This is a genomic window from bacterium, assembly GCA_027622355.1.
GTDB lineage: Bacteria > UBA8248 > UBA8248 > UBA8248 > UBA8248 > JAQBZT01.
Map to the genome: position 1 here is coordinate 1 of JAQBZT010000061.1, position 11294 is coordinate 11294.

General features: G+C 63.3%; 12 protein-coding genes and 1 pseudogene. 12 read left to right on the forward strand and 1 reads right to left on the reverse strand.

What is annotated here, in order from left to right; genetic code table 11:
- From O2807_05370 to holA, 8 genes and pseudogenes are all read left to right on the forward strand, one after another.
- Nucleotides 1-397, forward strand: a 397-nt coding sequence (locus O2807_05370; protein ID MDA0999933.1) for a riboflavin synthase, incomplete at its 5' end; no start/stop codon positions are given.
- Nucleotides 390-966, forward strand: a pseudogene (gene ribB, locus O2807_05375) (3,4-dihydroxy-2-butanone-4-phosphate synthase). The gene O2807_05370 and the pseudogene ribB, both read left to right, overlap by 8 nt.
- 135 nt (nt 967-1101) lie before the next feature.
- Nucleotides 1102-1614, forward strand: a complete 513-nt coding sequence (locus O2807_05380; protein ID MDA0999934.1) for a hypothetical protein — start codon at nt 1102-1104, stop codon at nt 1612-1614.
- 17 nt (nt 1615-1631) lie between these two features.
- Nucleotides 1632-2132, forward strand: coding sequence for a 6,7-dimethyl-8-ribityllumazine synthase (ribH, locus tag O2807_05385; GenBank protein MDA0999935.1), 501 nt, complete (start codon nt 1632-1634; stop codon nt 2130-2132).
- A gap of 3 nt (nt 2133-2135) precedes the next feature.
- Nucleotides 2136-2546: a transcription antitermination factor NusB gene (gene nusB / locus O2807_05390; protein ID MDA0999936.1), complete on the forward strand. Its 411-nt coding sequence runs from the start codon at nt 2136-2138 to the stop codon at nt 2544-2546.
- A gap of 88 nt (nt 2547-2634) precedes the next feature.
- Nucleotides 2635-3102, forward strand: a complete 468-nt coding sequence (locus O2807_05395) for a hypothetical protein (GenBank protein MDA0999937.1) — start codon at nt 2635-2637, stop codon at nt 3100-3102.
- On the forward strand, nt 3099-3662 hold the full coding sequence (gene lptE, locus O2807_05400; GenBank protein ID MDA0999938.1) for an LPS assembly lipoprotein LptE: 564 nt from the start codon (nt 3099-3101) through the stop codon (nt 3660-3662). Before O2807_05395 ends, lptE begins: the two co-directional genes overlap by 4 nt.
- Nucleotides 3663-3664: 2 nt before the next feature.
- Nucleotides 3665-4729, forward strand: coding sequence for a DNA polymerase III subunit delta (gene holA, locus O2807_05405; protein MDA0999939.1), 1065 nt, complete (start codon nt 3665-3667; stop codon nt 4727-4729).
- A gap of 16 nt (nt 4730-4745) precedes the next feature.
- On the opposite strand, the gene rpsT is transcribed toward holA, so the two are convergent.
- Complete coding sequence (rpsT, locus tag O2807_05410; GenBank protein MDA0999940.1) at nt 4746-5012, reverse strand: 30S ribosomal protein S20; 267 nt, start codon at nt 5010-5012, stop codon at nt 4746-4748.
- A gap of 113 nt (nt 5013-5125) precedes the next feature.
- Between rpsT and murJ the strand changes: the two genes are divergently transcribed.
- The 4 genes from murJ to O2807_05430 form a co-directional block, all read left to right on the forward strand.
- A complete protein-coding gene (murJ, locus tag O2807_05415) occupies nt 5126-6760 on the forward strand; it encodes a murein biosynthesis integral membrane protein MurJ (GenBank protein MDA0999941.1) in 1635 nt (544 codons plus the stop codon).
- A complete protein-coding gene (xerD, locus tag O2807_05420; protein MDA0999942.1) occupies nt 6760-7716 on the forward strand; it encodes a site-specific tyrosine recombinase XerD in 957 nt (318 codons plus the stop codon). The genes murJ and xerD overlap by 1 nt, the downstream gene beginning before the upstream one ends.
- A 107-nt stretch (nt 7717-7823) precedes the next feature.
- Nucleotides 7824-8780: a PhoH family protein gene (locus tag O2807_05425; protein ID MDA0999943.1), complete on the forward strand. Its 957-nt coding sequence runs from the start codon at nt 7824-7826 to the stop codon at nt 8778-8780.
- A gap of 174 nt (nt 8781-8954) precedes the next feature.
- Nucleotides 8955-11294 (forward strand): HDIG domain-containing protein (locus O2807_05430; protein ID MDA0999944.1); only part of this gene is annotated, 2340 nt, incomplete at its 3' end.

An 11294-nucleotide genomic window follows, 5' to 3' on the forward strand; every position in this document is an offset into this window, starting at 1 on the left:
CCTCGCGTTGGGGGATCGCCTGGGGGGACACATGGTGAGCGGCCATATGGACGGAGTCGGCCGGCTGCGGGAGAAGCGCCCCGACGGCGATTCGGTTTGGGTGACGGTGGATGCCCCGCCGGAGGTGATGCGCTATATCGTAGAGAAGGGTTCGGTGGCGGTGGACGGCATCAGCCTGACGGTGGCCGCCTGCGATGCGGCTTCCTTCTCGATGGCGATCATTCCCCACACCGGGGAGCGGACGATGCTTCTCGAAAAGGCGCCCGGGGCGGCGGTGAACCTCGAGGCGGATTTGATCGGAAAATATGTGGAAAAACTTCTCGGCCCCCATGTGGACGCAAAAAAGGCCCGGGGGAATCTGACGCTGGAGAAACTTCGGGAGCACGGCTATGCCTAACGTTCATCCCCTCCACGGCCGATCGGAAGCGGAATCCCCGTTTTCTTCCATCGAAAACGCCATCGAGAATATCCGGCAGGGCCGGATCGTCATCCTGGTGGACGATGAAGACCGGGAGAACGAGGGCGATTTCGTCATGGCCGCCGAGAAGGTGACGCCCGAGACCATCAACTTCATGGTGAAGGAGGGGCGCGGGCTCGTGTGCCTTTCCCTCACGCCGGAGCGCGTCGAAAAGCTCGGCCTCCCGATGATGGTCGAGAGCCGGCAGAACGCCTCGCCCTACGGGACGCCCTTCACGGTTTCGATCGAGGCGCGCGAGGGCGTCACCACGGGCATCAGCGCCTACGACCGGGCCCACACGATACAGACCGCGATTCGGGAAGGCGCCCAGCCGGGCGATCTGGTCATGCCGGGACATATCTTCCCCCTGCGTGCGCGGCCGGGCGGCGTTCTCCGCCGCGCGGGTCATACCGAGGGCGCGGTCGATATGGCCCGCCTGGCGGGAGCCGGCGGGCGTCATCTGCGAGATTCTCAAGGACGATGGGACGATGGCGCGGCTGCCCGATTTGGTGGTGTTTGCGCGAAAGCACAACCTCGCGATCATCACCATCAAGGATCTGATCGCCTACCGCATGCGCCATGACCGCTTCATCGAGCGGGTGGAGGAGGCCGATTTGCCGACGGACTACGGCGTTTTCCGGGCCATGGCCTACCGCAACCGGAACACCGGGCGGCTTCATCTCGCCCTCGTGATGGGCGAGATCGATGGCGATGTGTTGACGCTCGTTCGGGTCCAGCCCGCCAGGAGCATCAGCGACATCGTGAATCTGCTGCGGGTGGACGCCACGGACAGGATTCACTATGCGCTCGCCCGTATCCAGAAAGAGGGCCGCGGCGTGCTGGTCTACCTGCAGGCGGATATGATGGAGGAGAAAAGCTTCAACCTTGCGCCCGAGGCGGAGCGCCAGCGCGGATCCTCCGGCCCTGGACGGACTTCCTCCGCGGGGCTGCGCGAGTACGGCATCGGGGCGCAGATCCTGGCCGACCTCGGGCTGCGCCGCATCCGCATCATGACGAACGAAGAGCGCCGCATCGTCGCGCTGGAAGGATATGGGCTCGAACTCGAAGAGCGCGTGCCCGTCGATCTGGAACCGGAACTGCCTGCGCTCCGTTTGCTCGGGACGAGCCGGGACACTTCGTACCTGCAAAGGCATTGAACGCGGGAGAGCGGAAGATGACAGAAGCGCTGGAGGGAACGCTGGACGGGAAGGGGCTCCGGATCGGAGTCGTTTCCGCCCGCTTCAACGATTTCATCGTGGATCACCTCGAGCGGGGGGCGATGGAGGGGCTCAGACAGTGCGACGTGCGCCCGGCGGATGTGCATCTGGTCCGCGTGCCGGGCTCCTTTGAGCTGCCGCTGGCGGCGATGCGGCTGGCCGAGTCGGGAAGCTATGACGCCATCATCTGTCTTGGCTGCGTGATCCGGGGGGCGACGAGTCACTACGATCTGGTATGCGCCGAGGCGGCCAAGGGAGTGGCGGGAGTCTCGCAGAAAACCGGTGTGCCCGCCATTTTCTCGGTCGTGACGACCGATACCATCGAGCAGGCGATAGAGCGCTCGGGCGCGAAGATGGGCAACAAGGGCTACGACGGCGCACTGACCGCCGTCGAGATGGCGAATCTTCTGAAGCAAATCGGCAAGGGCGTCTCCCGCTCCGCCCGGAAGAAAAGCTGAGTTATGGCGAGTCGGCACAAGGCCCGCGAGGTGGCGATGCAGCTCCTCTATTATCTCGACAGCGTCGAGGGGGAGCCCGTCGCCGAGGTTGCGCGCTTTTGGGGGCTTCACCCCGAGGCCGTCGGTGTTGCTCCCTATGTGGAGAAGCTGGTCCACAAGGTGCTCGGCGCCGCGCCCGAGATTGAGCGCGCCATTTCGGATGCGAGCGAAAAGTGGTCGTTTCATCGGATGGACGCGGTCTCCCGGTGCATTTTGCGCATCGGTGCCTGCGAATTGATGTATTATGCCGATGTCCCGCCCAAGGTGGTGATCGATGAGGCGGTGGAGTTGGCAAAAGAATACGGTCCGGCCACATCGGACAAATTCGTAAACGCCATTCTAGACCGGCTCCTTCGCGAGAGGGCACCCGCCTGAAGTGATTCGCCTCCGGATCGAAATGGCCCTGATTGAGAATGTCCCCTCATTTGCCGCCATCGCGTATTTTGGGGAAGAGGAAATTCCCTTGCGACAGGTGGCCGGCCGGCTCGATCGTCTTTTGAACGGAGAGGCGAGCCGCTTCATCCGCCAGGGGAAGTTCAGCGGGAAGTGGCGCTCGCAGGCCATGATCGCCTCGCGGGGCCGCATCGCGCCGCGCTATGTCCTCTTCGCCGGACTCGGAAAGCTGCGGACCATCACGACCAAAACGCACATCACCCGGCTGCGGGATGTTGTTTTGTCCTCCTTGAAGACATCCACCCGGAACTTTTCGATGACCTTCTCGGAGCCGGACGGCCTGACCGCGCAGTACGAGGACACTTCGGCAGAAGTCCTCGGAGTTCTCCTGCCCGCGTTGGCGGAGCAGCCCCATGACGTTGACCTCGTGATTTGCGAATCCAACCCCAAGCGTTATGATCATCTTGTGGAAACGGCGGAGGAAGTGATTTTTCGATCGAAGCTCAAGAGCGGTGTTTCTCTGGAGGTGGTGCTTTGAGACCGGCGTGCAGGCGCCAGCGGGCGGGAAAAAGGTGTGAACGGGCCGGGGGTCTCCTGCAGGTCGCCCTGGCGGCCTTCCTTTTGGCCGCCGCCGGCTGTGGATATGCGCTCGAGGGGACACGGAAGGAAGGCCCCCTGAAGAACGTCAACACCATCGCGATCGCGAATTTCGTGAACGAAACGCAGGAGCCCGGCCTGGAGCGCACCCTGACGGACGCGACGCGGGCGAAGTTCATCGTGGATGGACGCATCCGGGTCGTGGACGGCGGGGCCGCGGCGGTGATCCTGGAAGCGAAGATTCGCCAGTACGAACTGATCCCCATCGGGTTCACGAGGACGGACGAGGTGCGCCGCTACCGGGTAGCTATCAAGACGCTGGTGACGATTCGGGATACGGCCCGCGGCGAGATTTTGTTCAGCCAAAACGTCGAGTCCGACTCGGAGTTCGACCTGGGGGCGACGGTTTCGGGAACCGACGCGATCCGGACCGAGACCAATTCCCGGGTCGCGGTCTTGTTCGCGGACGAGTTGATCAGCCTGGTGCTTGAGGGCTTCTAGGGATGGTCCGGACGCCGAGAAAACCCCCCGCAAATTCCTTCTCCTACGCCCTGGCCGCGCTGCAGAAGGGCGCCCTGCATCCGCTCTATTTTTTACACGGACCGGAGACGATCCTGCGGGACGAGTTTCTCCGGGCCATCCGGCGGACAATCTTCGGGGAGGAGGTAAACGATTTCAGCTACGATCGGATCGACTGGTCGGGGGGGAAGGGGGCCGACGTGGCGGCGGCGGCCCGGACGCTGCCCTTCATGTCGGGCAAGCGGCTGGTCGAGGTCCGCGGCCTGGAGACGGTGGGCGAGGCGGACGACAATGCGCTGCTCCCGCTTATCGAGGATCCGTCCTCCGATGCGGTTGTGGTCTTCATGGCCGAGAAGCCCGATCTGCGGACCCGCTTTTTCCGCCGCCTGAAGGATGCGGCCCAGAGCGTCCCCCTGGAGACGCCAGGAGATCGCGAGCTTCCCGCCTGGCTCAAGATTCAGGCGGAGAGTCTGGGTTTCCGGCTCACGGGCGAGGCGGCGCTCATGCTCGTGCAGGTGGTGGAACCCTCCCTGGGGCGCTTTCATTCGGGATTCGTCGGCGCGGGGGGCACGGCGGGCGAGGAGGAGGTCCGTGAGGTCGTGGGCCGCTCCCGCGTGGAGGCCATCTACAAGCTGGGGAGCGTCCTGGCGGCGGGGGACACCGCGGGGGCAGTGCGGCTTGTGCGGCACCTGATGGAAAACGAAGTCTCTCCGATCCAGCTTCTGGGCCTTTTGCGGAACCAGATCAGGCAATGGACGATTGCGAAGGCGGCCGCACAGCGGAGGATGAATGCGGGAGAGTTGGCCTCGCTTCTTCACATCCCGCTTTTTGCGGCCGAGCGCCTGCAGCGGGAGGTGAGCAGTGTGAGCGCACGGTTTTTCCGCTCCCTTCCCGAGAAACTGCTTGCGGCGGATCGGCGAATGAAGCGCACGTCGGGAGAGCGCGCGGCCGAGCGTGCACTGGAGATGTTCTTCCTGGAGGTGGCGCAGACGGAAGGCGCGTTTGAAACCGGGAGGGGGACACCCCCCTCGTGGGGTCTGCGCGTCTAGCGGGAAGCCGTGCGGCTCAGTTCGAGGCGGCGGCCTTGTGAACGCGGCGCGCAAGGCGGCCGGCGCGGCGCGAGGCCGTGTTGCGGTGAATGATGCCCTTGGTGACGGCCTTGTTCAGCGTGGCCTGGGCTTGCTTGAGCGCTTCCCCGGATCCCTCGTTCTTTTCCGCAGCGAGCAAGCAGTTCTTAACGGCAGCACGCAATCTCGTGCGCAGGGCGCGGTTGCGGTTGCGGCGGAGAAGGCTCTGGCGGTGCCGTTTCTTGGCCGATTTGATGTTTGCCACGTTCTTTTCTGCCTCCAGTTACATTGATAAAATCAACAGGCCGTTGCAAAGCGGGCATTTAATAGCATAGCTTGTGAGGCTGTCAACCGTTTCCTCCCGCCCTTTGGGATTTTGTGGGAGAAAAGCCCGAAATTCACCCCTCAGACAAGACGGCCCCAGGAGCGCCTGGCGAAGGAGGCGGTATCGCGCGCTCCGCCTGGGGCGTTTCGGTCGCGACGCTGGGAAGCCGCATCTTCGGCTTTGTCCGGGACATCCTGGTGGCCCATTTTCTGGGCGCAGGCCTAGTGACGGACGCCTTTTTCGTCGGTTTCGGCATTCCGAGTCTTTTCCGGCGCCTTTTTGCCGAGGGCGCCCTCACGTCCTCCTTTATCCCGGTCTACACCCAGATGCGCAGCGCGCAGGGCGAGGAGGCGAGCCGAAGGTTCGCCGGCGCCATGGGGATGGGGTTGGGGGCGGTCCTGGTCGTGGTGTGTGGGCTGGGCATCGTCTTTTCGGATTATTTCGTCATGGCCCTGGCGCCGGGGTTCATCCGGGCGCCCGAGAAGTTCGCGCTGGCCTCGCAGTTTACGCGCATCATGTTCCCCTTTTTGTTTTTCATCGGGATGAGCGCGGTGGCGAGCGGCATCCTGAATTGTGCGCGCTGGTTCTTCATCCCGGCGCTCTCCCCGGCCGTCCACAACGTTGCGATGATCGCGGCGCTGGCGGGGGCGGCCTATTTCGTCGGCGAAAGCGCGGGCGCCCTGTGGCTGGCCTGGGGTGTGGTGGCGGGCGGAGTGCTGCAACTACTCGTCCAGCTTTCGCTTCTGCGGCAGCTCGGTCTGATCCCGCTGCCCGCCGCCCCCTGGCGCGCACCGGGGGTGAGGAGGGCCCTGGTCCTGATGGGGCCGGCGGCTTTCGGGGTTGCGGTGCTCCAGATCAACATTCTCATCGACAGGTGGCTGGCATCCTTTCTGGCTGAGGGGGCGATCTCCTATCTCTATTACGCCAACCGGCTGGTGCAGTTTCCCCACGCCCTCTTGAGCCTGGCAGTGACGACGGCGGCATTTCCGGTCCTGGCGGCCTACGCCTCGGCCCAATCGCAGGGCCGGGTTCGCGCCACTCTCGCCGAGTCGGGGAAGCTGACGCTGTTTCTCACCCTGCCGGCCACCTTCGGCCTGATCGCGCTTGCGCCCTCGATCATGGAGGTGCTCTTCGAGCGGGGCGCCTTCGGGGCGGCGGACACGGCGGCGAGCGCCCTGGGGCTACGCATGTATGCCCTGGGTCTGATCTTTTTCGGAGGCGTCCGTCTGTTCGCGGCTGTTTTTCACGCCCACCAGAACATGCGCTATCCCGTCAGGTGCGCCAACATCGGGATGGCGGCCAATGTGGTCCTCAGCCTGGCTCTGATGTTTCCTCTCGGGTTTGCGGGCCTTGCGCTGGCCACCTCAATCTCCAGCGGGCTGAACGTGGCCTTCCTCGCACGGGGGCTCAAGCGGGAGGGAGAGATGTGGCCGGGCAGGGAGCTGGGCGACATCGCCTCCCGGCTCGCCCCGATCTCCATTCTGATGGGCGTTTTTGTTTTCGTACTGAACGCCTATTTCTGGCCGGCGGGCGCGGGGATTTTCATCCGGGCGCTTTTCCTGTGTGCGGAGATTGCCGCGGGCGGTCTTCTCTATCTGGGGCTTTGCCGGAAGTTCGCGCCGGGGGCCTACATCCCCGTGGGCAATATCCTCCGCCGGCGGAAGGCCTCGGGGCCGGAGAGCCCGTGATGCCGCGCCCCCGGAAGAAAAAGGACATGGAGAAAGAAATGCCTTCGCTCTCGCCGGATTTGGAGGCGAATCTTCTCTCGTTTGAGGATCATCTGCGCATCGAGCGGCGGCTCTCCGAGAGGACCATCGAGAGCTACGGCCACGATCTGCGGGGTTTTCTCGTCTTTCTCCAGGAAGCGGGAATGGCGGACCCGAAAAATTGGAGCCGGGCCGAGGTGGTGGGACGCCTTGGGCGGCTTCAGGAGCAGGGGAGGAGCGGCACCACCGTCCGCCGCCATCTGGCTTCGATTCGCGCCTTTGTCCGCTTTCTGCTCCGCGAGGGGGTGCTCCGAGAGGACGTGACAGCCGACATGTCGCACCCCTCGGCCTGGCGGCGGCTCCCGAAGGTGCTGACGGACGAGGAGGTGGAGAAGATACTCGCGGCACCCGACGACCAGAAGGCCGAATCCGTGCGCGATGGCGCCATGCTGGAGATCCTCTACGCGACGGGCATCCGGGTGAGCGAACTGGTCGAGATGAAGGTGACCGAGATTGATCGGAGGGCGGGCTTTTGCATCGTCAGGGGAAAGGGGGGGAAAACCCGGCTGGTCCCCGTGGGGGATGTGGCCATCGAGCGCCTCGGGCGCTATCTGGAAGAGGGGCGGCAGACCCTACTGCGGCAGAGGCGCTCGGACTACCTGTTCGTCACCCGGCGGGGGGGGGCCATGACCCGCCAGGCCTTCTGGTCGCGCTTGAACGTCTGGGCCCGGGCGGCGGGCATCGAGCGCCGCGTCTCGCCCCATATGCTGCGCCACAGCTTCGCCACCCATCTTCTCAGGGGGGGGGCCGATCTCCGGGCGGTGCAGTCGATGCTGGGCCATGCGGATATCTCTACGACGGAGATTTATACCCACGTGGAGCGCGAAAAACTGCGGGAAACAGTTGATTTTCATCACCCCCGCGGAAGACGAAAATAAAACGAATATCCGGGCTCGCTTCCGGTTGACGCCCCCTGGGGAGGGGCGTACGATCCGGGCGATCAGATTCGCCCATCGGCCATCTGATAGGGGGAGAGCACCGAATTTTGGTAACAAAACTTTCAGCCTTGCCACTGGCGGGGCCCGATCGTCTTGCCCATCTGCTCGGAAGCCGGGATGAAACCCTTCGGGCGGTGGAAAGGGCGTTTGCTGTAAAAATTCGTGTCACAGCGGATGGAATCCAGGCGGAGGGCGAGGAAGCCTCGGCAGATACCGCTCTTCGCTTTTTCGATGAACTGGGCGAGTGCCTCGATGCGGGGCACGCGCTCGAACCAGTTGAAATCTCCGCCCTGGTCCGGGCGATGGCGACCAGCCCCGGACTCTCCCTGCGCCAGCTTATCTCCGCCCGAGTGCCGGTATATACGAAGCGGCGCTATATCGTTCCCCGGAGCCCTGTCCAGGAGGAGTATCTGCGGGCAATCCGGGATTTCGACGCGGTCTTCGGCATCGGACCGGCCGGAACGGGGAAGACCTATCTGGCGATGGCGATGGCGGTTTCCGGGCTTTTGCAGAAGCAGTTTTCCCGGATCGTGCTGACCCGGCCCGTTGTCGAGGCGGGGGAGAAACTGGGTTTTCTGCCGGGTGATATACAGGAGAAGGTGAACCCTTATTTAAGACCGCTCTTCGATGCACTGAACGACATGGTAGATTTCGAGCGGGCCGAACGGCTGCTCCAGCGCGGAGAGATCGAAGTGGCGCCTTTGGCCTACATGCGGGGCCGCTCGCTGAACGACTCTTTCGTGATTCTGGACGAGGCCCAGAATACCACGCCCGAGCAGATGAAGATGTTTCTCACGCGCTTGGGCGTCGGGAGCAAGGCGGTGATCACGGGCGATATCACGCAGAGCGATCTGCCGGACAGGACGTCTTCGGGGCTGATCCACGTCCGTCAAGTCCTGGCCAATCTGGAGGATGTGCGCTTCGTTGAGTTTACCGACCAGGATGTCGTCCGGACCCCGCTGGTCCGCAAAATCGTCCAAGCCTATGAGGCCCATCGGCTGTAATCTTTCCACGCCCTTTCCCTCTTTCATGCCATCAGGAAAAACACCGGGGACAATCCGTTGAGCCAAAGGGTCAGTTCTGCAAGGGCGGCTTCGAGAGGGAAGAACGGGTCCAGCCGTTTTTCTCTTCGGAAAAGTTTTCGGCCACAGAATCTGCCGCGCCTTTTTTCAAATCCGGTGGCGTTCTGGCTTCTCGGCGTTGCGCTGACCCTGCTGCTATCGATCCTGATCACAGCGCCCGTTTTTGCGCCCTCGGTTTCCTACCAGGTGGGTGACGTCGCTCAGCGGGACGTGAAGGCGCCGCACGACATCCGGCTGGAGGATCTGCCAGCCACCGAGTCGCTTCGTCAAAAGGCCCGCGATCAGGTTCTGCCGCATTACGATGTGGACTCGAAGTACAAGGATGCGTTTCTGACGCGCATACGGGGCGCATTCATCTTCATCCGCAGTGAAATTGCCAAGCAGAAAAATCTGATCGAAAAGGGACGGGAAAAACAGCCCGGGACGAAGAGTCCCCTGGGTGAGGCAGCCCTTCTTTCGGCTGTTTATGCGAGTGTCCCCTTCCAGGAGGCGGAAAGAGCCTTTGGGGAAAGGCTGGGAGGTGAGCTCAGCCCCGAGTTGCGGCGCTGGTTCAGGAGCAACCAGTTTTCCGATTCCATCATGGAGGAAATCCTCGAGGTCGTCCGGGCGCTCCTCTCCCAGCAAGTGGTGAGCGATCGGGCACTCTATCGGGCCCATCTCGCCAAAGGCATCATCGTGCGCGACATCCAGACCGGGGAGCGAGTGTCTCTCCGCTTGTCGTCCCGGCCCCTGGAACTGCGCGAGGTGGAGTCCTTCATGTTGTCCGAGGCGGTGCGCACCAAGGGCTCGCTTCCGCGCCCTTTGCGCCGTCCCCTGTTTTCGCGCATCACCCGCCACATCAAGCCCACCTTGACGTTCAACAATAAGGCCACCGTGGAAGCCCAGCGGGAGGCGGCCGAAGCGCTCCGGGTGGTTTCGGTGCTCATCAAGAAGGGGGAGATGATCGTCCGCGAGGGAGAGCGCATCACCGAGGGCCATATTGCGCGGCTGTCCCAATTGCAGTCCTTCTCCCGGCAGACCCGGATTGTGGACAACCTGGCCGGTTCCGCGCTGATCATCGCGCTGTTGATGTTCCTGTCCTGGATCTGCGCGTGGCACTATCAATTGAGTTTTCTGCAGAGCAGAAAGAATCTTTTCCTTTTCATAATCCTCGTTGCGGCCCAGGCGTTGCTGATCAAGGCCGGGCTGATCGCTTCCGAGCTTTTCAGCGAGACCTACAGCTTCATTCCGTTGGATTCGTTCTACTACGCCATTCCGTTCGCCTCGGCGACGATGCTCGTCGCACTTCTTCAGGGGAGATCGCCGGCCGTCCTGATGGGAGTGATCTCCGGAGGGCTGACGGCGCTGATTGTGGGTGGTGACGTGCAGTACACGATCGTCGCGCTGGCGGGGAGCATTCTCGCGGCCATCCGGTGGAAGAACTACAGGCATCGCTCCTCCATCCTGGTGGCGGGCCTGATGGTGGGGCTGCTGAGTGGCGCACTGGCGCTGGGCTTCAACATCCAGGAGGGACTTCGGACCGCCATCGCGCGGTGGATGGACGTTCCCATTGCTTTGCTGGGCGGGATTTTCAACGTCATCATCGTCTCGGCGGCGATGCCGTTTTTGGAGTCGATTTTCAAGCTGACGACAGACATGCGGCTCCTGGAGCTCTCGGATCTGAACCATCCGCTGCTGCGCAAGCTGGTGGTCCGCGCGCCCGGCACTTATCACCACAGCATCATGGTTGGCAACCTCGCCGAGGAAGCGGCGGAGGCCATCGGCGCCAACCCGCTGCTCACGCGGGTGGGCGCCTACTTCCACGACATCGGGAAAATGCTAAAGCCGGAATATTTCATCGAGAACCAGGGGGACGAGAACCGCCACGACCGCCTGAGCCCGAGCATGAGCGCGCTCGTGCTGATCAGCCATGTGAAGGACGGCTTGGAGATGGGCCGGGCGGAGAAACTGCCGCCCGAGATCCTGGATTTCATCCAGCAGCACCACGGCGCATCCCTCATCCGGTTCTTCTACGAAAAAGCCGTGAGCGAGGCCGGCGAGGGCGTGGAAACGTCCGAGGCCTCGTTCCGCTACCCCGGCCCGCGGCCCCAGACGCGGGAGGCGGGCATCATGATGCTGGCCGACATGGCCGAGGCGACTTCGCGGGCGGTGGGAGACAACTCGCCCGCCCGCCTGGCAGGAATCGTCGAGCGCGTCGTCCAGACGGCCTTCTCCGACGGCCAGCTGGATCAGTGCGATCTGACGCTACGGGATTTGGGCCGGATCCGCGAGGCGTTTCTCCGCGTTTTGGCCGGCATCTACCATCACCGGATCTCCTACCCGGAACCGGTAGGCGCGGAGCGCAAGGGGACCCATGACGGCAACCATCTCAAACAGGCAAAGACGGGTGAAACTCGATCTTCCGGGCCTCCGGGAGAGGGCAGAGGCAGTACTCGA